This window comes from Pseudomonas sp. Y24-6, assembly GCF_020295325.1.
Taxonomy (GTDB): domain Bacteria; phylum Pseudomonadota; class Gammaproteobacteria; order Pseudomonadales; family Pseudomonadaceae; genus Aquipseudomonas; species Aquipseudomonas gregormendelii.
On sequence record NZ_JACBXG010000002.1, the window covers coordinates 390,879 to 414,343 of the forward strand.

Annotated in this window: 21 protein-coding genes; 8 read left to right on the forward strand and 13 right to left on the reverse strand. The window is 52.2% G+C overall.

Annotated elements, in window-relative coordinates:
• Positions 1-59: 59 nt before the first annotated feature.
• The 3 genes from HYI44_RS05515 (at position 60) to HYI44_RS05525 (ending at position 2,707) form a co-directional block, all read left to right on the forward strand.
• Positions 60-737, forward strand: a complete 678-nt coding sequence (locus HYI44_RS05515; RefSeq protein ID WP_090470194.1) for a heavy metal response regulator transcription factor — start codon at positions 60-62, stop codon at positions 735-737.
• A gap of 285 nt (positions 738-1,022) precedes the next feature.
• Positions 1,023-1,355 carry a DUF2790 domain-containing protein gene (locus HYI44_RS05520; RefSeq protein WP_045061364.1) on the forward strand — a complete coding sequence of 111 codons (333 nt, stop codon included), beginning with the start codon at positions 1,023-1,025 and terminating at the stop codon, positions 1,353-1,355.
• A gap of 132 nt (positions 1,356-1,487) precedes the next feature.
• Positions 1,488-2,707 (forward strand): IS3 family transposase gene (locus HYI44_RS05525; RefSeq protein WP_412548475.1). Its coding sequence is split into 2 segments (ribosomal slippage): positions 1,488-1,833 and positions 1,833-2,707, totalling 1,221 coding nucleotides; the frame shifts between segments, so codons are not numbered across the junction.
• Here HYI44_RS05525 and HYI44_RS05530 read toward each other — a convergent pair.
• The 4 genes from HYI44_RS05530 to HYI44_RS05545 form a co-directional block, all read right to left on the reverse strand.
• Positions 2,699-4,141 carry a heavy metal sensor histidine kinase gene (locus HYI44_RS05530; protein ID WP_045061363.1) on the reverse strand — a complete coding sequence of 481 codons (1,443 nt, stop codon included), beginning with the start codon at positions 4,139-4,141 and terminating at the stop codon, positions 2,699-2,701. The two genes, HYI44_RS05525 and HYI44_RS05530, sit on opposite strands and share 9 nt — an antisense overlap.
• Complete coding sequence (locus HYI44_RS05535) at positions 4,138-4,812, reverse strand: heavy metal response regulator transcription factor (protein WP_045061362.1); 675 nt, start codon at positions 4,810-4,812, stop codon at positions 4,138-4,140. The genes HYI44_RS05530 and HYI44_RS05535 overlap by 4 nt, the downstream gene beginning before the upstream one ends.
• A 483-nt stretch (positions 4,813-5,295) precedes the next feature.
• Positions 5,296-6,723, reverse strand: a complete 1,428-nt coding sequence (locus tag HYI44_RS05540) for a heavy metal sensor histidine kinase (RefSeq protein WP_045061361.1) — start codon at positions 6,721-6,723, stop codon at positions 5,296-5,298.
• Positions 6,720-7,394, reverse strand: coding sequence for a heavy metal response regulator transcription factor (locus HYI44_RS05545; protein WP_045061360.1), 675 nt, complete (start codon positions 7,392-7,394; stop codon positions 6,720-6,722). Before HYI44_RS05545 ends, HYI44_RS05540 begins: the two co-directional genes overlap by 4 nt.
• 365 nt (positions 7,395-7,759) lie before the next feature.
• Between HYI44_RS05545 and HYI44_RS05550 the strand changes: the two genes are divergently transcribed.
• From HYI44_RS05550 to HYI44_RS05570, 5 genes are all read left to right on the forward strand, one after another.
• Entirely contained in the window at positions 7,760-9,046 is a 1,287-nt protein-coding gene (locus HYI44_RS05550; protein ID WP_152644308.1) for a TolC family protein, read from the forward strand.
• Between the two features lie 88 nt (positions 9,047-9,134).
• Positions 9,135-10,364 (forward strand): efflux RND transporter periplasmic adaptor subunit, encoded by a 1,230-nt coding sequence (locus HYI44_RS05555; RefSeq protein ID WP_045061359.1) that lies wholly within the window; start codon positions 9,135-9,137, stop codon positions 10,362-10,364.
• A 26-nt stretch (positions 10,365-10,390) separates the two neighbouring features.
• A complete protein-coding gene (locus tag HYI44_RS05560; RefSeq protein ID WP_045061358.1) occupies positions 10,391-13,564 on the forward strand; it encodes a CusA/CzcA family heavy metal efflux RND transporter in 3,174 nt (1,057 codons plus the stop codon).
• Positions 13,565-13,707: 143 nt separating this feature from the next.
• The gene (locus tag HYI44_RS05565) at positions 13,708-13,905 is read left to right on the forward strand and encodes a co-regulatory protein PtrA N-terminal domain-containing protein (RefSeq protein WP_017341679.1); all 198 of its coding nucleotides are present in this window, start codon (positions 13,708-13,710) and stop codon (positions 13,903-13,905) included.
• A 142-nt stretch (positions 13,906-14,047) separates the two neighbouring features.
• Positions 14,048-14,380: a DUF2790 domain-containing protein gene (locus HYI44_RS05570; protein WP_017341680.1), complete on the forward strand. Its 333-nt coding sequence runs from the start codon at positions 14,048-14,050 to the stop codon at positions 14,378-14,380.
• A 377-nt stretch (positions 14,381-14,757) separates the two neighbouring features.
• Here HYI44_RS05570 and HYI44_RS05575 read toward each other — a convergent pair whose 3' ends face one another.
• The 9 genes from HYI44_RS05575 to tnpA all read right to left on the reverse strand — a co-directional run bounded on the left by HYI44_RS05575 (position 14,758) and on the right by tnpA (position 23,454).
• Positions 14,758-16,083, reverse strand: a complete 1,326-nt coding sequence (locus HYI44_RS05575) for an OprD family porin (RefSeq protein WP_045061357.1) — start codon at positions 16,081-16,083, stop codon at positions 14,758-14,760.
• Between the two features lie 712 nt (positions 16,084-16,795).
• On the reverse strand, positions 16,796-17,098 hold the full coding sequence (locus HYI44_RS05580; protein WP_045061356.1) for a hypothetical protein: 303 nt from the start codon (positions 17,096-17,098) through the stop codon (positions 16,796-16,798).
• 375 nt (positions 17,099-17,473) lie between these two features.
• Positions 17,474-18,736, reverse strand: coding sequence for a hypothetical protein (locus tag HYI44_RS05585; protein WP_225568927.1), 1,263 nt, complete (start codon positions 18,734-18,736; stop codon positions 17,474-17,476).
• Positions 18,737-18,738: 2 nt separating this feature from the next.
• Positions 18,739-19,872: a nucleoid-associated protein gene (locus tag HYI44_RS05590; RefSeq protein ID WP_045060514.1), complete on the reverse strand. Its 1,134-nt coding sequence runs from the start codon at positions 19,870-19,872 to the stop codon at positions 18,739-18,741.
• Positions 19,873-20,156: 284 nt separating this feature from the next.
• Positions 20,157-20,414, reverse strand: a complete 258-nt coding sequence (locus HYI44_RS29505; protein WP_045060513.1) for a BPSL0761 family protein — start codon at positions 20,412-20,414, stop codon at positions 20,157-20,159.
• Between the two features lie 283 nt (positions 20,415-20,697).
• The gene (locus HYI44_RS29510; RefSeq protein ID WP_404942396.1) at positions 20,698-21,090 is read right to left on the reverse strand and encodes a DUF6957 family protein; all 393 of its coding nucleotides are present in this window, start codon (positions 21,088-21,090) and stop codon (positions 20,698-20,700) included.
• Between the two features lie 104 nt (positions 21,091-21,194).
• Positions 21,195-22,742 (reverse strand): IS66 family transposase, encoded by a 1,548-nt coding sequence (gene tnpC, locus HYI44_RS05595; protein WP_045062374.1) that lies wholly within the window; start codon positions 22,740-22,742, stop codon positions 21,195-21,197.
• Between the two features lie 62 nt (positions 22,743-22,804).
• Positions 22,805-23,140: an IS66 family insertion sequence element accessory protein TnpB gene (gene tnpB / locus HYI44_RS05600; protein ID WP_045062372.1), complete on the reverse strand. Its 336-nt coding sequence runs from the start codon at positions 23,138-23,140 to the stop codon at positions 22,805-22,807.
• Entirely contained in the window at positions 23,137-23,454 is a 318-nt protein-coding gene (tnpA, locus tag HYI44_RS05605; protein ID WP_082069254.1) for an IS66-like element accessory protein TnpA, read from the reverse strand. Before tnpA ends, tnpB begins: the two co-directional genes overlap by 4 nt.
• Between the last annotated feature and the right edge of the window lie 11 nt (positions 23,455-23,465).

The window sequence follows — 23,465 nt, forward strand, 5'->3', positions numbered from 1 at the left end:
AAAATTTTCTATACGTGTGTAAGGATGATTTATTATTTAGTGTCGAGACTTTATGAAAAATGCGTATTTTGATAATAGAAGACGAGCCGAAAACTGCCCATTATTTGCACCAGGGGCTGACCGAAAGCGGATTTATCGTTGATTGCGTCGCCAGCGGAATCGATGGCTTACGCTTGGTCTGCCAACAGGCTTATGATCTTGTAGTGCTTGACGCAAACCTACCGCAACGTGACGATTGGGGCCTACTTGTAAGTATTCGCAAGGTCACTATTTCGCCCATCATGATACTTACCGTTAAAGGTAGTCTGGAGGAAAAAATCAAGGGTTTCGACCTAGGCGCGGACGATTACATGGTCAAACCAATTGAGTTTCCAGAGCTGCTGGCCCGAGTACGCACTCTGATGCGTCGCGCTGTATTGTCGGCATTGCCCGACGTGCTGTGTGTCGGGGACCTGGAACTCGATCTTGGTAGACACCGGACCTTCCGAGGCGAGCAGCGGATTGAGCTGACCACCAAGGAGTTCGCCCTGCTATACCTCTTGATGCGCCAGACTGGTACGGCGCTGTCGCGCACGCAAATCATGTCCTCTGTCTGGGGGCGGAGTGCTGATTGCGACACCAATGTTGTTGAAGTGTCGATGAGAAGGCTTCGGGCCAAGATTGATGATCCTTTCAACAACAAGCTAATCCATACCTTGCGCGGTGTTGGATATGTTCTCGAAAAGCGTGATCAATGAGCCCTCTTAATCCCTCGAATTTTGAAGTTATGTGAAATAATCGGCAACAACTTTATAAACAGAACACACAAATGCCACTCTAAAATCACAGTTCTATTAGATTACGAAAATCGTCTTCGGGGTGGGGAAGCACTGTGCTTGGCTGATTATGTTACTTCACTGAGCTTGTGAGGATAACGGTTGGAAATTACAAATAAGTAATTCTCATTAGACAATTAATAAAGATTTACCTCGTTAACGTACTTAAGTTTAACAGCTTTGTAACTACTTCAAAGAGACTCTGCTATGAGTCTGTTAAAACTAAGTATTGTTGCACTGACGCAATCATTGCCTTCGATAGAATTCGCTGAAAGCCGTGGTGATCGCAACGTTGTCAACGCCATGGAAGCAAATCAGAAAGCAATGGCCGCCTACGCTGCGCAAAAAGGCAAGACCGCTCCGGAAATTCAGAAATATCACTATAGAATGAAGTTTGATATCGCAAAAGTGGTGAGTATGACCCCACCAATTCGCTCTTGCAACATTGTACCTTTTCGAATGACCTATGAGGACTCAGCTGGAAAGCTTCACACTATTGAATACCAAATTATTGGTGTGTGTCGTAACACGCACGAATGAACGAATGACGTGAATAAGGGCTGTTTTTTCAATGGTTGGTATCACCAGTTGGTGTGTCCATGTGAACGAGCCCCATGAAAGACAGGACACCGTTTCCCCCTTACGATAAGGGATAGGCAAACGGTTATGTTTATGACTAATAGCAACGACAAGAGTGGGGAGCTTTTGGGCCAGGAGCGGCGGCGCCGCTGGAGTCCAGAGCAAAAGCTGGCCATGGTTCGCGAGAGCCTTGAGCCAGGACAAAGTGTGTCGGTCGTCGCTCGGCGCAACGGCATCAATGCCAATCAGTTGTTCTTGTGGCGCAAGCTGTATCAGGACGGCAGCCTGTCGGCGGTCAGTGCTGGCGAAGCCGTGGTGCCTGCCTCCGAGCTAAGCGATGCGCTCAAGCAGATCCGTGAACTGCAACGGATGCTGGGCAAGAAAACGATGGAAGCCGAAATCCTCAAAGAGGCCGTGGAGATCGCCCGGTCGCGAAAATGGATTGCGCACTCACCCTTGTTGCCGGGGGACGACCAGTGAAGCTGGTCAGCGAATGTCTCGGTGTGGCGCGCTCGCAATTAACGGTTCGAATCAAGCAATCGGTATCGCCCAAAGTGCGGCGAAGCAGGCCTGTGAACGATGTAGAACTGGTCGCTGAAATCCAGCAAGAGGTCAGCGAACTGCCCAGTTATGGATACCGTCGCGTCTGGGGACTGCTGCGTCGTGCACGTGAAAAGCGGTCGCTGCCGGCGGTCAACGTGAAACGGATTTACCGGGTGATGCGTGACCACAACCTTTTGCTTGAACGCCGGATCAAACAGCCCGGCGTGCCGCGTCGGCACGAAGGCCGTATTGCAGTGGAAACCAGTGATACGCGTTGGTGCTCGGACGGCTTTGAGTTCCGTTGCGAGGACGGTGCCAAACTGAGCGTGACCTTCGCCCTCGATTGCTGTGATCGCGAAGCCATCGGCTGGGTCGCGAGCCCGACCGGGTACAGCGGCGATGATATCCGCGACTTGATGCTGGAAAGCGTGGAGAAGCGCTTTGGTGATCAACTGCCCGCTACGCCGGTGCAATGGCTAAGCGACAACGGCTCGGCGTACACCGCCGAACAGACACGCCTGTTTGCTCGACAGATCGGTTTGCAGCCGGTGACCACCCCAGTTCGCAGCCCGCAGAGCAACGGCATGGCCGAGAGCTTCGTGAAGACGCTCAAACGTGATTATGTGGCGCACATGCCCAAGTCGGATCGAGAAACGGCGCTGCGCAACCTGGCAATTGCCTTCGAGCATTACAACGAGCAGCATCCGCACAGCGCCTTGAAATATCGTTCACCGAGGGAGTTCAGGCGCTTAGCGGGAACATCAATTTAACGGGGAGTTGGTGTCCGGTTTTATAGGGGCAAGTCCACCATGGATGTTTGGAAAACCCAGCTTGAAGGTCGTGATCTTACCCGGGCGGCTATTAACTTCTGCGACTCCCTGATGCAAACTCATGATTGATTTCACAATGGCTAAACCAAGCCCGGTACTTCCTCCAGCGCGCGAATGATGAGTGTCAACTCGATAAAAGCGATCGAATAAGTGCGGTAGGTGTTGAGGTTCAATACCTGCGCCTCGGTTGGCTACATGTAGCGAGACTTCTGTGGCATGGACTTCGATGGTGATTGTGATGGCTTGGCCTACTGGGCAATGGCGGATTGCATTGGACATCAGGTTGGAAATTGCCCGCTGAATCATCAACCGATCACCAATGGTCGACCCCCTGCCAGTAACGCTCACGCTGATCTGTTTATCTTCCGCCGACAGTGAAAACAGATTGATGACCTTCAAGGCTTCATCCTCCAGAGCAATGGTCTCAAACGGGACCAGCGCAGCGGGATGACTGACCTGTGCCAGGAAAAGCATGTCCGAGACAATCCGGGCTACGCGCCCAAGCTCTTCGGTGGAGGACTCCAAAACCGCTTTGTACTCCTCGGCCGGCCTCTCCCGGGACAACGTCACCTGGGCTTTGCCCATCAGGTTGGAAATGGGTGCTCGTAGTTCGTGGGCCAAGTCATCGGAGAACTGCGACAACTGCTGAACATCGCTGTCTAGTCGGTGCAGCATGAAGTTGATGCCATGGGCCAGTTCGCTGAGCTCCTGCGGCATCTTGACCACCGAGAGTCGATGGCTGAGGTCCTGAGCAGAGATCATGGCGGCCACCTTGCGAAACTCCCGCAGCGGCGCGAGCCCCCGTTTTACCACTGCCCAGGCACTGAGGCCGATAAGTAGCAGCAGCAACGGCAAGGCCATGATCGTCGAGCTTAGATATGTGCTGAGCAGCGCTTCATCGTTGGCGCAATCAAGCGACAGCAATACGGCGACATTCGTACCGTTCGGCAAGCGGATCAGTCTGGATGCAGTCAGGAAGTGCCGGCCCTGATCATCGGTGCTTCGGGAGTACGACACCTTGTCGGTGGCAGCCCCTGCCGCCTTCAACTCCGCCCTGGGGTCCGTCAAGCCAAAGCCTGACTTCAAGAGCGGCGTCCTCATATTTATCAGGTCATAAATGGTAAGGTTGAGGTGGTCATGCCCCATCACCTGATCCAGCAAAACGTGCGGTTTAATGTTGATGTCGACAGGTTTTTCATACAGCGAAAGACTGTGCTCGATTTGCCGCATTTTCTCGCTCAAGTTGTCTTTTGACAGTTTATCTAACTCATGCGTTAGCGCGAGGAACGCAAGAACCGCCAGAAATAACACCAACAATGCGCCCATGATACTCACCGCCAAACCCAGCCGCATCGACAGGCTTGCCGACTTCATTCCCGGGCCTCCAGTACATAGCCAACGCCGCGCAGGGTATGGATTAGCTTCTTGTCAAAAGGATCATCAATCTTGGCCCTCAGGCGGCGGATTGAAACCTCGACCACATTGGTGTCGCAGTCGAAGTTCATGTCCCAGACCAATGAAATGATCTGAGTGCGGGAAAGCACCTCACCCGACTGGCGCATCAAAAGGTGCAGCAAAGCAAATTCCTTGGTCGTCAGGTCGATACGCTGCTCGCCCCGGAAGGCCCTATGGCGGCCCTGGTCGAGTTCCAGATCGGCGACTTTCAAGACCTCAGGGACGGAAACTTGTTCGCTGCGACGCATTAAAGTTCGTACCCGGGCCAACAGTTCCGGAAATTCGAATGGCTTGACCAGATAGTCATCGGCACCCAGGTCCAGGCCGCGGATCTTGTCCGCCAGGCGCCCGCGAGCGGTTAGCATCATGACCCGGGTGTTACTGCTTTGGCGCAGTCGCTCGAGCACACCCCAGCCATCAAGTTGTGGTAGATCGACGTCAAGTATTACCAAGTCGTAGGTTTGTTGACGCGCAAGGTGAAGTCCATCCGTACCATTCGCCGCGCGGTCTACTATATAGCCGCTTTCAGTCAAACCCTGATGCAGGTATTCGGCAGTTTTAAGCTCATCCTCAACTACAAGCATTCGCATGGTAGTGCCGCCCTATGTAATATGAATTGAATAATAAAATTTCGAAGTTTATTTAAGTGCCCGACTAAGAAATGATGTAGAACTATTCGATCATAAAAATCTCAAAACCGCGCATTGCTCAAGTGATCAGTATCAAGCCTGAAGCTGCTACAGGGTCAACAGGAGGAGGACATTTTACGATAAAAGTATTTGCGACTATATGTCGCAGGCATGTTAATGCGCGACTCCCGTACATTTATTTCAGCCAGAAGCCAAGCTCCGCTCGGCTGATATCTATGGGGAATCGTTTCGAAGTGTTACGGCGCAGATAGTCAATTTAATGCTGCACGCATTTTTTGGGGAGACTGGCAGGATGTACCAAGGGGAGTTGATCTCGCTTTGCGATTTTTAAGTACCCCGCGCTATCTATGCTCTATGCATTTTCGGATTCGCGTTTTTGGACTATTGTTTATCGTGATTTTAGTTACGGCTTTACTAAAATCACTACTTTTGTTTTTGGGCTTTTAAGTTGCTTTGTGCATTATATTTTGGAAATGTAAGTTGAAAAACTGTCAGATGGCCCGGCATACTTTGGACCTCTGCCATTCCCTGGTGCAGGCTCATGATGGATCGGACAATGGCCAACCCTAATCCAGTACCACCTTCAGCTCGTGAGCGACTGTTATCCACACGATAGAAGCGATCGAAAATGTGAAACAAGTGCTGGTGCTCAATTCCTACCCCAGGATTGCTTATTGATAGGGAGACTTTTTCAGATTGCGTTTCAATCGCTATAGCAATGGACTGCCCTGCTGGGCAGTGACGAATGGCATTTGATAAAAGATTGGAAATAGCCCGTTGAATCATGAGCCGATCACCTAAAACTTTACCCCATCCGCTGACAGTTATACCAACGCTCTTTTCCTCAGCCGATAGCGAAAAAAGGTCGATGACTTTTAGGGCTTCATCCTCTAGTAAAATGCTTTCAAACGGCACGAGTGCGGCCGGATGACTAACTTGGGCCAAGAAAAGCATGTCTGAAACAATTCTGGTGACTCGTCCTAGTTCCTCGGTGCATGACTCTAAAACAGCCTTGTACTCTTTTGCCGGGCGTTCTCGAGAAAGTGTTACCTGAGCTTTCCCCATAAGGTTCGTAATCGGTGACCGCAGCTCATGCGCCAAGTCATCAGAGAATTGCGATAGTTGTTGAACTCCGCCGTCAAGACGGTGCAGCATGAAGTTTATACCGTGAGCAAGCTCACTGAGTTCTTGGGGCATCTTGACAACTGAGAGTCGATGACTTAAATCCTGGGCCGACACCATTGCTGCAACTTTCCGGAATTCCCGAAGGGGGGATAAGCCACGTTGCACAATAGCCCAGGCGCTGATACCAATCAGAATCAGCAACAGTGGAACCGCTACAATGGTCGAACTCAGGTAGGCGCTCAATAGCGTTTCATCATTCGAGCGATCAATAGACAGTAGGACCGATACGAACTCACCATCCTTTAATTTCATGAGCTTAGAGGCGGTGAGGATGTGGATTCCGGACTCTTCGGCTGGGGAATAGTACGACAGCTTATTACTGGCGGCTGTTCCGGCTTGATTCGTAGATACTTCAGGTATATCTGCTCCAAAACTCAGCAGAGGTTCACTCATGTTGTCATCATCAAAGATGGTCAGGTTAAGATTGTCGTGTCCCAGCACTTGATCTAATAGCACGTGTGGTTTTAAACTCATGTCGCGGGTACTAATATCCATCAGTAGACTGTGCTCAATCTGACTCATCTTCTTCTCTAAGCTATTTTTTGCGCGCGAATCAAGTTCGTGAGTAAGCGCTAAAAAAGCTAGTATCGCTAAAAGCACTACTAGTACCGCTCCCATAATGCTAACTGTCAACCCCAGCCGCATCGATAGGCTGACCGGTTTCATTTCCTCGCCTCCAATACATAGCCTACGCCACGAAGGGTATGTATTAATTTTGTTTCAAATGGATCATCTATTTTTGCTCTCAATCTTCGTATCGAAACTTCGACAACGTTTGTGTCGCAGTCAAAGTTCATATCCCACACTAAAGAGATAATTTGAGTGCGAGATAACACCTCTCCTGATTGACGCATCAACAGATGAAGCAGCGCGAACTCCTTTGTCGTCAGATCTATGCGTTGCTTTCCGCGGAATGCGCGATGTCTGCCTTGATCAAGTTCAAGGTCAGCGACTTTTAATACCTCCGGAACTGGAATATGTTCGCTGCGACGCATTAAAGTGCGTACTCTTGCAAGCAACTCAGGGAATTCAAATGGCTTGACCAGGTAATCATCGGCTCCCAAATCCAATCCTTTGATTTTGTCTGCCAGACGCCCTCTTGCAGTCAGCATCATTACCCGAGTGCTACTAGTCTGCCGAATATTTTCAAGAACGTCCCAACCGTCAATTTCAGGTAGATTTACGTCTAGTATTACCAGATCATAAGCTTGCTGACGTGCTAGATGGAGTCCATCAGCCCCGGTCGATGCGCAGTCTACAATATAGCCACTTTCAGTCAGGCCTTGATGTAAGTACTCAGCAGTCTTCAGCTCGTCCTCTATCACAAGGATTCGCATAGGATTTCACCCTCTGGTAAATGTATCGGAATGATTTGATGCTCGTTAAACATGGTTTAAGGGCATTATTAATCTGTATAAACGTTTCGATTCTGGCTACATCTTTAATTTTATTCGCAATATGGTCTTTTTAAAGCTTTGCAAGGTTCGTCATGTTTCCTTTACCTCCCAAAGTATTAGGTTCGGCGCCCCTTTTTTGTTTCGGGTTGTTTCTTGGCGCGAGCACTTATTGACTTCATCCTAATGCATTAATTGAGGTTTTTCCGCTGGATAACGTATTTGTAATTTTTCAGTCACCTTGTTGATAGGTGCGGAGAATTACATTTGCCTCATGGGAAATTCTTTTTGTTTTAAAGGTTTAAGGAATGATGGAATTACTTCGGTGTAGAAAGTTTATTGCTCACCCAATCACGCATAAGACCATGCTAAGAGCAGGTCTCATTTCGATCCTTGCGCTTTTTACTAGTCCTTTGTTTGCGGCGACCGCTCAAATGCTCACAATGGATCAGGCGCTTGAAACTGCTTTTGCCAATAACCCTGATCTGGCGGCCGCTCAATGGGAGACTGGTATTGCTCAGGGAGAGCGACAGCAGGCAGGGTTGATCCCTAACCCTGAGGTTTCCTGGGAGGCTGAAGATACTCGGCGAAACTCGCGCACTACGACGGTAATGATCAACCAGCCGATCGAGCTTGGCGGTAAGCGCGGGGCTAGGATCGAGGTGGCCAGTCGAGCTCAAGACGCGGCCGGGATTGAATTGGAACGCAAACGCAATGTTCTGCGTGCCGATGTCATTCAGGCGTTTTACAGCTCCTCGACGGCTCAGCAAAGGCTGCTGTTATCACGTCAATCACTTGAGCTCGCCGAGCGCGGTTTGCGTGTAGCTCAAGGTCGCATCAAGAGTGGTAAATCCTCACCCGTTGAAGGTACTCGCGCAGAGGTTCAGCTATCAGAAGTGCGTCTGGAGCTGAGGCGGGCTGAGCGGGATGAGGCCAGTGCCTACCAGCGACTCGCTCAGGTCATGGGCGCGCCTTTGCCTGCATTCGTGTCTGTGGGTGATCCAGGCCGGTCGATGCCAACCGTACCGGATTCGTCACTGCTGCTTAATCGCATAGGTGAAACCGCGGAGCTACGATTGGCAAAACTGCAAATAGATCAGCGGGAAGCCTCCCTTGGCCTGGAGAAGGCTCAGCGAATTCCCGACCTCACCGTGAGTATCGGGAGCCAATACGACGAGCGCGAGCGCGAGCGGGTGAATGTTGTGGGGCTGTCTATGCCCATCCCATTGTTTAACCGTAACCAGGGCAACGTACTAGCCGCTGCCCGCCGTACCGATCAAGCCCGCGACCTTCGTAACGCCAGTGAGTTACGCCTGCGCACAGAAATCCAGACCACCCTGGATCAGTGGATGACGGCTAACACTGAAGTCGCGTCGTTCAATCAAACCATCCTGCCTGCCGCGCAAAGTGCCGTCGACACCGCTACCCGAGGTTTCGAAATGGGCAAGTTTAACTTCCTCGACGTACTCGATGCTCAGCGCACCTTGATTAGCGCCCGCACGCAATACATCCAGGCTATCGCCGAGGCGACAGACGCCTGGGTGCGCATCGAGCGAATTTTCGGAGATGTCGCCCTTCTCACTCGTACTCCGTGAATTTCATATAACGCTTTTTTTACCGCTGCTCAGCATCGCAATACCACGGTAATCCGTGACTGCCGACTGGGCTGCGCAGGGAGTTTCCATGGATAAAAAACTAATTCTCGTCACTGCACTGACCTTGACGGTGGGTATAGGCATCGGCTCGTTGTGGATGGGCAGCCCATCGGTGCCCTCAGCCGAAGCTCAGGCTCAGGCTCAGGAGGGCAAAGGCCATGACGATCACGGCGATGAAACTACTGGCAAGAAATCGGCCGAGGGCGAACACGCCGAAGGCGAAGCGGAAGAAGGTCACTTGACTCTGAGCGAAGAGCAGATCAGCTCAGCCGGCATCCAGTTGGTCGAAGCCAAGGCGCAGAGTATTAGCCTTTCATTGCCCTTTCCTGGAGAAATCCGTTTTGATGAAGACCGCACTGCGCATGTGGTGCCCCGCGTACCCGGTGTCGTCGAGTCGGTCCATGTCAATCTTGGTCAACCGGTGAAAAAAGGCCAGTTGCTGGCCGTGATCGCCAGCCAACAAATTTCTGATCAGCGTAGTGAACAAGCCGCGGCGCAACGTCGTCTTGAGTTGGCCCGTACTACCTACGAGCGAGAGCGACAGTTATGGCAGGACAAAATCTCTGCCGAACAGGATTTCCTGCAAGCCCGCCAGGCTTTGCAAGAAGCCGAAATCGCCCTCAGCAATGCTCGACAAAAAATCAGCGTACTCAGTGGCAGCTCGGTCACCAGCGGGGGTAACCGATATGAATTGCGTGCGCCGTTTGACGGGGTTGTCGTTGAGAAACACTTGGGCCTCGGTGAGGTTGTCAGCGAAACCACTAATGCCTTCACCCTCTCCGACTTGTCGCGTGTGTGGGTGACCTTTGGTGTCTCGCCAAAGGATTTAAACAAGGTACTGGTGGGCAAGTCGGTCACGGTCAGTGCGCCGGAACTGAATGCCGAAGTCACTGGAACCGTGGCCTATGTCGGCAGTTTGTTGGGCGAGCAAACTCGTACAGCCACGGTCCGCGTGACCTTGGCCAATCCACAAGGTGCATGGCGTCCCGGGCTATTCGTGACCGTGCAGGTTGACACTGATACTCGGCAAACAAAGGTCGCAGTACCAGAAGCGGCTATCCAGACGGTCGAGGACAAGCAAACTGTTTTCGTTCGAACGGACGACGGGTTTAAAGCTCAGCCAGTGGAGACAGGTGGCCGTTCGGCGGGTCTGGTCGAGATCACGGAGGGCCTGGAGCCCGGTGTTCAAGTCGCCGCTGCCGGCAGTTTCATTCTGAAATCAGAACTGGGTAAAGCCTCGGCTGAACACGCCCACTGATCCGCCACTTCCACGAGAAGGTTCTCATGTTCGAACGCCTGATCCAATTTGCCATCGAGCAGCGCATCATCGTGCTGCTCGCGGTTCTCCTCATGGCCGGCCTCGGTATAGCCAGCTACCAGAAGCTGCCGATCGACGCCGTTCCCGATATCACCAACGTCCAGGTGCAAATCAACACAGGGGCAGCAGGTTTTTCACCACTGGAAACCGAGCAGCGCATCACGTTCCCCATCGAAACTGCAATGGCTGGTTTGCCGGCTCTAGAACAAACTCGCTCGCTGTCACGCTCGGGTTTGTCGCAAGTCACAGTGATCTTCAAGGAAGGCACTGACCTGTTCTTCGCCCGACAATTGGTCAACGAACGGTTGCAGGTGGCCAAGGAGCAACTGCCCGAGGGTGTGGAAGCCGTCATGGGGCCGATCTCAACCGGTCTGGGTGAAATTTTCCTGTGGACGGTCGAGGCTGAAGAAGGTGCTGTCAAGGAGGACGGCAACCCCTATACGCCGACCGACCTGAGGGTGATCCAAGACTGGATCATAAAACCTCAGCTGCGCAATGTTCCCGGGGTCGCCGAAATCAATACCATTGGCGGGTTCGCCAAGGAGTACCAGATTGCGCCTGATCCAAAACGCTTGGCGGCTTACAAGCTTACGCTGACTGACCTTGTTACAGCGCTGGAGCGCAACAACGCTAACGTCGGTGCCGGTTACATCGAACACAGTGGCGAACAGTTACTGATTCGCGCACCCGGCCAAGTAGCGACCACCGACGATATCGCCAATATCGTCATGGCCAACGTCGACGGTACGCCCATCCGCGTCAAGAACGTCGCAACCGTGGACATCGGCCGTGAATTGCGCACGGGGGCCGCGACCGAAAACGGTCGTGAAGTGGTGCTCGGCACAGTGTTCATGCTGATCGGTGAGAACAGCCGCACCGTGGCCCAGGCCGTTGCCAGCAAGCTTGAGCAAATCAACCGCTCACTGCCAAAAGGGGTGGTGGCAGTCACCGTCTATGACCGTACCAATTTGGTGGACAAGGCGATTGCCACCGTTAAGAAGAACTTGATTGAAGGTGCGATTCTGGTAATCGCGATTCTGTTCCTGTTCCTTGGCAACATTCGCGCCGCTCTGATCACTGCCATGGTGATCCCGCTCGCGATGCTATTCACATTCACTGGCATGTTCACCAACAAGGTCAGCGCCAACCTGATGAGCCTCGGAGCGTTGGACTTTGGCATCATCGTTGATGGCGCGGTGGTCATTGTCGAAAACGCCATCCGTCGTCTGGCCCATGCACAGCAACACCACGGACGCATCCTCACCCGCTCCGAACGCTTTCACGAAGTGTTCGCGGCGGCCAAGGAAGCACGCCGACCGCTGATTTTCGGCCAGTTGATCATCATGGTCGTGTACCTACCGATTTTTGCCCTCACCGGCGTCGAAGGAAAAATGTTTCACCCGATGGCGTTTACTGTGGTGATTGCCTTGCTCGGCGCGATGCTGTTGTCGGTGACCTTTGTCCCGGCGGCGATTGCGATGTTCGTCACCGGTAAGGTCAAGGAAGAAGAGAACATCATCATGCGTGGCGCCCGTCGGGTGTATGCGCCAGCGCTAGAATGGGTCATGGGCCATCGATCAATGGCATTCGCCATAGCACTAGCCGTTATCGCGGTGTGCGGTGTGGTCGCCAGTCGAATGGGCAGCGAGTTTGTGCCGAGCCTCAGTGAAGGGGATTTCGCGTTACAAGCACTGCGTGTACCAGGTACCAGCCTGACGCAATCGGTAGAAATGCAGCAACGTCTGGAAAGACTTGTGTTAGCAAAGGTACCGGAGGTCAAGCGGATGTTTGCTCGTACTGGTACAGCAGAAATTGCCTCAGACCCAATGCCACCAAACATCTCTGACAGCTACGTGATGCTCAAGCCGAAGAATCAATGGCCTGATCCGAATAAATCCAGAGAGGCGTTGGTAGCTGATATCCAAAAAGCTACAGCCGGAATGCCCGGAAGCAACTATGAGCTTTCTCAGCCTATTCAATTGCGTTTTAACGAGCTGATTTCAGGCGTGCGCAGTGATGTGGCGGTCAAGGTCTTCGGTGATGACATGGCGGTGCTTAACAGCACCGCTGCAAAAATTGCCGCGTCCATGCAGAAGATCAATGGTGCCTCCGAGGTCAAAGTCGAGCAAACGTCGGGACTGCCGGTACTGACCATCAACATCGACCGTGACAAAGCCGCCCGTTACGGACTGAACGTTGGCGACGTACAAGACACCATTGCGGTGGCGGTCGGTGGTCGTCAAGCCGGTACGATGTATGAGGGAGACCGCCGATTCGACATGGTGGTGCGTTTATCCGACGCCATGCGTAAGGATCTCGAGGGATTGTCCACACTGCTAATCCCGGTACCGGCGCTGCTTAACACCAATGCCGATCAGATCGGGTTTATTGCTCTTTCAGAGGTGGCTAGCCTCGATCTAGTGTTGGGACCTAACCAGGTCAGTCGTGAAAACGGCAAACGTCTGGTGATCGTCAGCGCCAACGTGCGTGGGCGTGATATCGGCTCATTTGTACAGGAGGCCAGTAGCGCCATTGATAAAGAAGTGCAGATCCCGGCCGGTTACTGGACCAACTGGGGAGGACAGTTCGAGCAGCTCCAATCCGCTGCCAAGCGACTACAGATTGTAGTCCCGGTGGCCCTGCTCTTGGTGTTCGCACTCTTGTTCATGATGTTCAACAACCTCAAGGATGGCCTATTGGTGTTCACCGGTATTCCATTCGCATTGACGGGGGGAGTCATGGCTTTATGGCTCCGAGACATCCCGCTGTCGATCTCGGCAGGTGTTGGTTTCATCGCGTTGTCGGGCGTGGCGGTGCTGAATGGTCTGGTGATGATTGCGTTCATCCGCAATCTTCGGGAGGAAGGACATTCGTTGAGTTCCGCAATCAATGAAGGGGCTCTTACCCGTTTGCGCCCAGTGTTGATGACAGCTCTGGTGGCCTCTCTTGGCTTTATTCCGATGGCACTGGCCACCGGAACGGGGGCAGAGGTCCAGAGACCCCTGGCTACCGTGGTGATCGGGGGCATCCTATCCTCAACTGCGTTGACCCTGCTGATATTGCCTGCGCTTTATCAATGGGCGCACCGCCGAGACGAGGAAGAAGCCGAAGACGAAGACGATAAAATAGAAGCCGTATAATTCTTTAGTTTTAAAAGCCCACTATCGAGATTCGATAGTGGGCTTTTTTATGTGAGCTACATAACGAATCTGTAATCTTGGCGCCACCGTGTTGATAGGTTCGAATTGATACCCTACTAGCGTTAACTATATGAGGTGTCAGTATGAAAATTGCTCAAATCTGCGCTCTTGCGGGTGCTTTAATCCTTTCTTCAGTTGCTTTAGCCGAAGGTGGGGGGGACAGAACCTTCGAAAAAATGATGGCGGCGCGAGATGTGGCAATGGAGGCATATGTTGCTAGAGAAGGGAAGAGCGTTCCCGTGGTTTCAAGTGATGCTAAAGATGAGACAGGTAAAATGTAGTAGTACTGCGTATAAAAAACCGCTTCCGGTTTCCGGCGGCGGTTTTTTTTACGGCTTTATTACACATTCGTAACCTAGCCGCCACGCCATCGCAATGTTCGAATTGATATCCTTGTAACAGTTAATATATGAGGTACTAAATATGAAGTTCATGAGTATTATTACTTTCGCTGGAGCTCTGACGTTATCCTCTCTCGTACTGGCGGAAGGGGGAGGAGACAAAGCCTTTGAAAAGATGATGGTGGCGAATGCTAAAGCCATGGAGCAGTATGCAATTAGCCAGGGGAAAAGCGCCCCTGTGTCGAAAGAATACGAGTACGGGATGAAGGTGGATGTTGTGAAGGTTATCAGTGTGGTGCGGCCTGCAAAAGTCTGCGCAGTGGTGCCCGCCGCAATGACCTATGAAGATTCAAAAGGACAGCTAAATACAATTAGGTACACTGTGGCTGGAGAGTGTCGTAAACGAGGCGGCTAGCAGCTATGCTGCTGTCAGAGGGATTTATAACGCTCGATTAACCTCAATACTTAGAGGTATCGGGCGTTTTTTATATGCTCGTGTTTTAACGGTCATAAAAAAGACGCCCCGAGGGACGTCTTAAAAATTCACCTTTTTCCAAAGGAGCTTCTAAAGGTGAGCTTGGAGCTTTTAACTGAACAGCGATGAGTTTCAGATTTTCACATACTAGCTACTTGTCTATAGGACTCCAACCAGATGCGCTAGCTAGATTCCTATTAACTCCAACTCACTATAAGCAATTCAAGTTAACATGAAGATGATTGAAAAATTACATTTTTGAAATCTTTCTAGCGAAAACGGGATATTCGTGAAGAACGAATTATCCCGTTCAGGTATTACAGAATCGCTAGTGGGTACTCAACGATCACACGGACTTCATCCAAATCAGACTCAAACGCGGTTGCACGGGTGTTCATTTGTCGCAAGCGGAAGGACATATCTTTCAAGGAGCCTGTCTGAACGACGTATTTTACTTCGATGTCGCGCTCCCAACGTTTCTGATCGGTCAACGGGTTTCCATCCGCATCGCGCCGCATGTATGTGGCGTTGGCGTTGGAGTAGTCGGCGTCGGTGCCACGACCATAACGTGTCATAAACGACAAGCCAGGTACACCATACGAGCTCATGTCGAGGTCGTAACGCACCATCCATGAACGTTCTTTTGGCGAGTTGAAGTCGCTGTACTGGATTGAGTTGTCGAGAAAGATGGAATCCGACTGACGCAGATAGTCGAAGTCGTCGTTACCATTATTTCGCTGGTGAGAAAGTGCAAGTGAGTGTGCGCCATACTTCACGCCAACCTTAGCGCTCCAAATATTGTTGTCGAACTCGCCCAGCAGTTTTTTCCCTTCGTCAACGGCCTTGTAGTAATTCACACCGCCGAATACGGAAAGCTCATCAGAGAAGGAGTAGTTCAACCCGGTGCCAGCATAGTATTGATTCCAGGCGTCTTTGAGACGACTGGAGTAAAGACTAACGATAATATTCTTATTCACATTGTAGTCGCCACCAAAATAGCCGACCCAAGGTGAGTTAACTGGGCCTGCATAGAAGGTTGCGAAGTTGTCGCGCATATTGCTGGAGACTGGTTGACTCATAGCATGCAGGCGACCACCCTGAACTGTCAGCCCTTCGATGCTGGTATTGGTAGCGGTCACACCACGGAAACTTTCCGGTAAAAGCCTTGAGTCGCCAGAAGCCACGACAGGGTTGGCGGGAAATACATCACCTACTTTCACCACAGTGTCAAAAGCGCGAACTTTTGCCGCGCCACCGACTTTCGTGTATTCATCTCGAGCTTCGCCGTCGCCATTGACAGGTAGCACATCGAATGAACTACGACCGCCGTTACGACCGTCACCCGTATCAAGCTTCAAACCGATCATCGCGAAAGCGTCGACGCCCACGCCTACAGTGCCTTGGGTAAACCCGGATTCGAACTTACTGATAATCGCATGCGACCAAGCTTCGGAGTAGCCATTGCCCGTGGGGCTTGATTGACCGTTACGATGATCACGATTGAAGTAGAAATTTCGATTGAGCACGGTAAGGCTGCTGTCTTCGATAAACCCCCCAGTCTTTTCCTCCGCAAACACTATAGAAGGCCCAGAACTGACAACCAACGCCAAAGCGGCCATCGAAAATTTCGTATTGTTATCCATTAATCACTCCTTAGGTTCGGCAGAACTAGAAAGCTCTTCGGCTGGAATTATTGTTTACGGGAGCAGTTTCTGCTCCCGTATCGTCGCCGACTTGTATCGTTGCAATTTGAAGATAACGGGGAGATGATTGAAAAATTACAATTCTGTAATGTTCGCCTGTTTTTTCAAAATTAACTTTTGCGGCATGCCCCCAACCGATGGGTGGCTCTACCTTTACTAGGGCTTTTCTCAGGAATTCTCTTAACCAGCAGCACGAATCCACACCTGAAAGTGCGCATGCTCAGGAGCTGAAATCAGTTCTCGATGCATCGTCACAGTGAAGTCGAACCGAGATCGTTTAGATTTTTGGCTCACCTGACCAATCTGACCATCACACAGCTTTATATGATTCAAGCAGTGACCGCGGTCAAGTTGGGATGCGGTAATAGCTGTACCCGGAAGGCGGTGGCCGCTAACCAAAATGGGATAGCAATAGCGGAAATATTCCGGATGTAGTGTTGTGGAGTTCCCCATCCGCTTGTTCAAAAAACCGAGTATTTTTTAATACTGCTGGAGTTGTTGCTTTTGGACTTTATCAGCCAGTCCCTATTACGGCGCATACTGGTCAAGTTACATGCAAACGAATGTCTGCAAGAAAACAACTGGCTGGTCAGTGGTATTGCATAGGGAGCAAGAGCAGTGCAATGAAGCACGCTCTTTAACGACACGATAGTTACTGGATGGGTTTGACCGAGACCACATCGAAATATTTGAATTTCTTTTTTTTAGCTTCTTTTTTAGCCTCTTGTTCCGCGATAAGAGTACTCAGCGTGTTCGCATCATAAATGAACACGCTCACGTCGCCTTCGAAGTCCTTGGTAACGTGCAGTGTCACCCTCAGCTTCAGTGATAGCGGTTTAGAGTTTAGTCGGGACGTTGGACTCGGCTGCGGCTTTGCGAGTACTACGGGGTCGGATTGTTTTGGGGAGCCGAATAGCGCCAAGCGCATATCCTCCTCATTCAGTTCAACGCTCATCTGGGATTTCTCGTCGCTAATGTAAGACGCGGGACCTTCATTACGTAGACTACGTGGCAAGCTCCTGCTGACTGCCAACTGTGATGGCCTCAGGAGTTTCAAATGGTGGGTTTTCATCTCTTAACGTTCATCACTGAGCGATTGAAAACGACGTGGCCGAGGGATAAGCCAGATTTCCTGCAAAGCGCAGCCTTTATGAAAACCGCCGCACGCTCCAGCTCCGTTGAGGATGCTGCGTGCTCAGCTGCCATCTGTTTGTTGCGAGCATAAATTTTTTCCTCGATCAATTGTAGGCAGCGTGGATCATTATTCAACAGTTTGAACTTACTAATCCTATTTCACCTTAAAATTTTCCATAGAAATGAGGCAAAGCCTTTACGGGCTGAGAAAGTTCGGGGCTACGTTGAGCGCGGAAAACACGATCGACAGGATGGTCATCAATAGCCATACGAAACCATCCCAGTATTTTATCGCGGCCAGCAGCAAGGCCCCGACGATTGGCAGCAAGGACAGCCCCTTCAGCAAGCGAAAGGTCCTGGTTAGCGTTCGGCCCTGCTTGTCGACCTGGTCGATGGTGATCCTGAGCAAGCCCTGAAGTTTTGGGGGATAGGTTTTTATCTTGTCCTTAAAATCATCGAAGATGACATTGAAACTGTGTAGCAGGCGCTCTGTTTGCAGCATTTGATTGTGCAGGATCGCAAGCAGAACCACAGAGACCACTGCTAGCCCAAGGACAAGAATAAAACCTTCGAATTTTGAGGTTGTTTTCTCCAGCACGACCAGACCCGCTAACGATATCGGCAGGGCAAGCATCTTGCCCGCGATGTCGCCCAGTACTCCACTAAGCTTAGTGCCATAGTCGATTTCAGCCTGGGCCACCTCGCGCCGGGCCCGCTCAAACGAGAAGCTATAGACGTAGGTTTGCAGATTCGCACGGTACGTGGCGAGGACCTCCCGCCACTCCCGCACGATCACCAAGAACAGATTCGGCTCGCTCTCAAACTTCTCGATGACGCTCGCCACCGCCATCCGAATCATCAATTTTCGTTCGGAGAGGTGCGCCTTGTTTTCGTTTTTTCGATTGAGTATTTCTTCCAACAAACTCAGGTGGTTGAGCTCATAGTCAAGAACCTTGACGTCAACCTGGGTAGGCAACAGAAAAGTTCTCGGAGGCTTAGCCCCATCGGGAGGCAAGGCAAAAAACAGGTTATAACCATCTGGACTGCTGTCTTTGTCGACGCCGATCGCTAGCAGTGCAAGCAGCTCGATCATCCGGCAGACGCGCCTGAGCGCCTTAATCGCCGAAGGTTCGGTGTCATCACTATCCGCCCAACTGAGCTCAACAATGTACACGTTGCTCGGAAATTGGCCCTTGCCCAATGAGCCATTGCGAGCGACAAACTCGCCTAAGTTCGCGTAGAACCGGCCCGACTCGTTCGATGGCAAGCGAAACTCAATATCGAGAGAGTCAGCTTCTTCAGAGCAATGCTCGAACTTGCCATAAGCTGCGGGCAGGTCATCACACATTCGCAACGCACCGATAATGTCGGGCGTTGGCCTCCCCTGATAGCGGATGACCCCATCCTCAATGGTGGGCGCTCCGAGGGTACGGTAGAGAGCTACCACATTGGAAAACATTCTTAGCCAGCCCTAGCCAGCAATTCTTTCTCGATCACACCAACCAGTTCGGCAGTCAGATTGGACAGGGTCAACTTCTTCCGTCCCTCATCATAGTAAACGTCTGCGGCCGGATCCTTACCTAACGCTCCACGCTCGAATTGCAACGACCAGTTAGCAGCGTCCCCCTTGATACGGGTCTTCTCTTTCAGCGATTTCGCATTGACCGTAAAGTCGTCCGGCACCTTATGTTTCTCACTATTCAAATAGTCTTTCAGCCCAACGATTTCATCCACTAAGTCAGCGGGTACGTGTGCGACAGCGACGTGGCAGATGGCGTCCAGGCGTGCGGACTTACCTGCGGCCAACTGCTCCTCCAGATATTTGATCACCGCCTCTTTGGCCTTATAACCAAAGCTTTTTAACGCTTTGTTGTCGCGAAAAAACCGGGCAACGTTATCAATGGCATTTTTGGTAGCGCGTCCGGAGGCCACTCCTTTCGCACAACCCAGTGCAGAAATGAAATAGTCAGATGCCTGACTATCACGGCCGCGGCTGATGAAGCACAGGTAGGTTGAATCCACTTCATCCTCCGCGTCATCCTCATCCTGCTCAGGCGCAGCAGCGGCCGCAGCAGCCATAGCCTTTATGGCCACGAAGCTAGCCAAGTTGATCCTGGCGGCCTGCTGAACCTTGTTGAGATCGACCTCTTGAATTTCCTTCGGCACATAGTTTTCGTCCAGCTGAATACCACCGCGCTCCTTCATGCTGGCGACCAGGAAAAAGTCGGTTGCGCCCGAGGTGTACTGGGCGCAAAGGATGTGTCCACCAGTCGACAAGACTTGATTACCGGCTTGCTCCACCAGTTGGTCCATTGCCAAGTGGGTCAAGTCGATAAATTGCGCTTCATCATCTTGTACTTCTACGAACGCGGTGAAGCGCTCTGGAAACGGCCCCTGACGGTCATCATTGGCAAACTGTCCATAGACCACGCTGTTGCCTTCTTTGCCGATGAGGCCGTGGATGCCATTGACCAGAAAATGCAACGCAGGATTTTCAGTATCGAGCGCCACATCCTTCTTGACCACCTCGGAGATAAAGCTGGTCTTGGCCAGCTTCTTGAAGCTGTGAATAATGGCAGTTTTCAGTGTGATCATAGGTCGAATTCCGTTCCGATAGTATCAATATGGAATCACTGAAAATAACACCTTACCCAACAAACTTCAGGGCTTATCTCGGCACATGACACCGCCTAAGGGCTTCAACACTTAGGCAATGAGTAAGGCCGCAAGAACCCATTAACTGTACATGCATACAGCATAAGAATCTATGCCGTTCATCAACACGAGGGTCGGAGCGTTGAAGCGCGGACAGCACCATCGCGGATTGCCACAGACCATGGTCTCTATCATAGACTCAGTCTGAGGAAGTTTTTCCAGCCTTATCCGTCAGTGCTGGAGCTCAACTGGGGAGTGTGGACCACTATCGCGAACTCTCGCGTTGGATCGCTCGGACCCTTTGTTTGAAGCAGCTCTTCGAAGGAGCCGATCCCAAAGATCACCCATGGTTCTGGGTAATGCCGCAGGAGGCGTTTTGCCTGCTGACGAACAGATTCTGGGAGAGTCTGATCTCTGGACAGCTCACGCAAGAACTCGCCTGTTTGGACGATACTCCGGGTACGCTCGCAGGGCATAGTCATGTGTTGCCACTCCGCTAGAATTTGCGCTTAACCTTAGAAAACCAACCGCCATCGCCGAGGATTCTGGGGGTGTGAACCATTCGTTTGAATTATAGCAAGCACGCCGCTCGGCTCCTCTGAAGTAGACAGGCTACCCCCTATCAAGCCAAGTTCTAGGGGGCGATTGCTGATACGTGGCCAACACTAAGTCTTGGTAAGCACCGGAAAAATATAGGGATGGCTGAGGCGGACGAAACCTAAAACGCTGAACGTCGATGACTGCCACATTGCGCACCAGTGACTTTCAGTACAGGCTCTGCGCGACGTCCAGGTCTGTTCGTACCCTTCGACCGGGTCCCATCAACACATAAACGGTGTTTTTTGTCTCGAACAGGCAATCATGGGTGAACGAAACCCCCAATGAAGTTCTTACCCAGTGACCGCGAGGGAAACGTCCTTTGCTATCGTGGATAACACATAAAGCGTTGACCAAAGTAGGAGTGACTCCTCTTCTAGCAACGGCGTTTAACTGACGGGGGGAGACCGCTATATCAACCACTGTCCAGTCAGCGACTAGACAATAGGCGCGTCCAGGGAAGTAAAATCCGACCAGTGCCAAGGCGTCTGAATGAGCTAGCTCACATCCAGGTAGTTTTTCGCCACCGGAAAGCAGTTCGGCTAGGCCCTCAAGATTCATTCGTCCCTCCGACCCACTTCAAAAATCGAGTCGAACTATCAATCACACCAGTCAGCATAGCTGCCCGTAAAACGTAAGCGTCCGCCGAAGTCACCTTGCGTGACTCAGGCGGGCATCCACCGATGCGGCAGCAGTTGATCAATCTCACTGGCACGCTGCGTCGGCAGCCGCGTCAGTACATCTTTGAGATAGGCATACGGATCATGCCCATTCATGCGTGCTGACTGGATCAAGCTCATGATCGCGGCTGCCCGCTTACCGCTGCGTAGTGACCCGGCGAACAACCAGTTCGAGCGTCCAAGTGCCCATGGCCTTATCTGATTTTCGACCGCGTTATTATCGATGGGCACAGCGCCGTCCTCGAGATATCGAGCCAGTGCCGTCCAGCGCCTGAGGCTGTAATCCAGAGCTTTGGCAATAGCCGATCCTTCGGGCACAAGATCGCGCTGGGCCATCATCCAGGTATGTAGTGCGTCGATAATGGGTGCCGCTTTTTCCTGACGTATTCGCCAGCGATCTTCGTCGGTCATTTCCCGCGCTTGCCGTTCGATTTCGTACAAGCTGCCAATTGAGTGCAGCGCCTGTTCGGCCAGTTGGCTTTTGTTCGTCGCGTGCAGATCGAAGAACTTGCGGCGCGCATGGGCCATGCAGCCAATTTCGGTGATGCCTTGCTGGAAGCTTGCCTTGTAGCCGGCGAAATCGTCGCACACCAGCTTGCCATCCCACTGGCCAAGGAAGTTACGTGCATGCTCGCCCGCACGGCTCGGGCTGAAGTCGTAAACGACTGCCCTGACCGCCGAAAACGGCGTAGTGCAGTAGGCCCAGACGTAAGCACGGTGGGTCTTCTTCTGGCCCGGCGCGAGCATTTGCACTGGCGTTTCGTCGGCGTGGATCACGCCTTCGGCAAGTACCGTTTCGCGTAGCACATCGACCAACGGCTGGAGCTGCACGCCGGTCTGGCCGACCCATTGCGCCAGTGTCGAGCGGGCGATAGCCAGGCCAGCGCGGCCAAAGATTTTCTCTTGGCGATACAGCGGCAAATGGTCGGCGAATTTGGCCACCATCACGTGAGCCAGCAGCCCTGCGGTCGGTATACCCTTGTCGATTACCTGGGCCGGAACCGGTGCCTGAGTCAGCGTTTCACACTCGCAGCAGACCCATTTCCCGCGCACATGCTGCTCCACGGTGAACACGCCCGGCGTGTAATCCAGCTTCTCGCTGACGTCCTCGCTGATCCGCTGGAGCTGGCAGCCGCAGGGGCATTGGGTGTTGTCGGGTTCGTGATAAATCACGGTACGCGGAAACTGCGCAGGCAAAGGAACACGCTTGGGCTGCTTGCGTGGCTCGGCCGACGCAGCCGGCGGATTCAACGCCTTCAGCTCGGCGTCAATGGCCGCGATATCGGTGTCGAGCAGATCATCGAGCAGGCTGCCTTGAGCAGGGCTCAATTGCTCACTGCGCTTGGCAAACTTGTTACGTTTGAACCAAGCGATTTCGTGGGTGAGTTGCTCGATGATGGTTTGGTCGCGGTCGTTCTTCTTGCCCATCCTGTCGACTTGCAGCCCGAGAGAATCAACCTGCGACAGCAACTGCGCCGCGAAGGCGCGCAGTTGGTCGGGGGTCATCTGATCGAGATTGGGCGAGGAAGTCATGCCCTGGATTTTACCAAAGCAGGTCGCTTGCGGCAGTAGGCCAAGGCGCTAATTACAGCTTTTTAAAGCAGTGTGATTGCACCGCCAACCCCAACACGCTGCCAAGGTAGGCCGAGCACCAACGCTTGAAGTTGCTCAGCATCCAGCTCTATCTCGTAGCCATTACGAATGCCGGGCCAGTGAAACTTGCCTTGGTTCAACCGGCGAGCAGCCAGCCAGACGCCAATCCCATCATGCACCAGCACTTTCATACGAGTGGCGCGGCGGTTGGCGAACAGATAAGCGCAGTGCGGCTTCGCCGCACCGAACACCGCGATCACCCTGGCCAGCGCAGTTTCAGTGCCGGCACGCATGTCCATGGGGTCGGTGGCGAGCCAGATGGCATCGATGCGAATCATTGAGTGAGCCCACGGACAAAGCGGGCGCAGCCTTCAGGATCGGACGTTGGCCATTTCACTGAGATCGATTGCTCGCCAAATGGCAGCTCAATAACCGCCAACGCTTCCGTTTGCCGTTTGGGCGTAGCTCTCAATGGAATGAAAGCTGGCAACGCCGCTGGCGACTGATCTCGATAAAGCGGTAGCCACTTGCGGATAACGTTGGCGTTGATGCCGTGGCTGATGGCAACGCTGGATAGGGTTGCGCCCGGTTGCAGGCATTCCTGAACAACCTGGGCCTTGAAGGGTTTCGGGTAAGAGCTTCGTTGGCGCATGGAAATCCTGA

Excerpts from the sequence above, each read along its gene's own strand:
- HYI44_RS05515 (WP_090470194.1), top strand. The coding sequence starts at position 60 with ATGCGTATTTTGATAATAGAAGACGAGCCGAAAACTGCCCATTATTTG.
- HYI44_RS05520 (WP_045061364.1), top strand. The coding sequence starts at position 1,023 with ATGAGTCTGTTAAAACTAAGTATTGTTGCACTGACGCAATCATTGCCT.
- HYI44_RS05530 (WP_045061363.1), bottom strand. The coding sequence starts at position 4,141 with ATGAAGTCGGCAAGCCTGTCGATGCGGCTGGGTTTGGCGGTGAGTATC.
- HYI44_RS05535 (WP_045061362.1), bottom strand. The coding sequence starts at position 4,812 with ATGCGAATGCTTGTAGTTGAGGATGAGCTTAAAACTGCCGAATACCTG.
- HYI44_RS05540 (WP_045061361.1), bottom strand. The coding sequence starts at position 6,723 with ATGAAACCGGTCAGCCTATCGATGCGGCTGGGGTTGACAGTTAGCATT.
- HYI44_RS05545 (WP_045061360.1), bottom strand. The coding sequence starts at position 7,394 with ATGCGAATCCTTGTGATAGAGGACGAGCTGAAGACTGCTGAGTACTTA.
- HYI44_RS05550 (WP_152644308.1), top strand. The coding sequence starts at position 7,760 with ATGATGGAATTACTTCGGTGTAGAAAGTTTATTGCTCACCCAATCACG.
- HYI44_RS05555 (WP_045061359.1), top strand. The coding sequence starts at position 9,135 with ATGGATAAAAAACTAATTCTCGTCACTGCACTGACCTTGACGGTGGGT.
- HYI44_RS05560 (WP_045061358.1), top strand. The coding sequence starts at position 10,391 with ATGTTCGAACGCCTGATCCAATTTGCCATCGAGCAGCGCATCATCGTG.
- HYI44_RS05565 (WP_017341679.1), top strand. The coding sequence starts at position 13,708 with ATGAAAATTGCTCAAATCTGCGCTCTTGCGGGTGCTTTAATCCTTTCT.
- HYI44_RS05570 (WP_017341680.1), top strand. The coding sequence starts at position 14,048 with ATGAAGTTCATGAGTATTATTACTTTCGCTGGAGCTCTGACGTTATCC.
- HYI44_RS05575 (WP_045061357.1), bottom strand. The coding sequence starts at position 16,083 with ATGGATAACAATACGAAATTTTCGATGGCCGCTTTGGCGTTGGTTGTC.
- HYI44_RS05580 (WP_045061356.1), bottom strand. The coding sequence starts at position 17,098 with ATGAGCGTTGAACTGAATGAGGAGGATATGCGCTTGGCGCTATTCGGC.
- HYI44_RS05585 (WP_225568927.1), bottom strand. The coding sequence starts at position 18,736 with ATGTTTTCCAATGTGGTAGCTCTCTACCGTACCCTCGGAGCGCCCACC.
- HYI44_RS05590 (WP_045060514.1), bottom strand. The coding sequence starts at position 19,872 with ATGATCACACTGAAAACTGCCATTATTCACAGCTTCAAGAAGCTGGCC.
- HYI44_RS29505 (WP_045060513.1), bottom strand. The coding sequence starts at position 20,414 with ATGACTATGCCCTGCGAGCGTACCCGGAGTATCGTCCAAACAGGCGAG.
- HYI44_RS29510 (WP_404942396.1), bottom strand. The coding sequence starts at position 21,090 with ATGAATCTTGAGGGCCTAGCCGAACTGCTTTCCGGTGGCGAAAAACTA.
- tnpC (WP_045062374.1), bottom strand. The coding sequence starts at position 22,742 with ATGACTTCCTCGCCCAATCTCGATCAGATGACCCCCGACCAACTGCGC.
- tnpB (WP_045062372.1), bottom strand. The coding sequence starts at position 23,140 with ATGATTCGCATCGATGCCATCTGGCTCGCCACCGACCCCATGGACATG.
- tnpA (WP_082069254.1), bottom strand. The coding sequence starts at position 23,454 with ATGCGCCAACGAAGCTCTTACCCGAAACCCTTCAAGGCCCAGGTTGTT.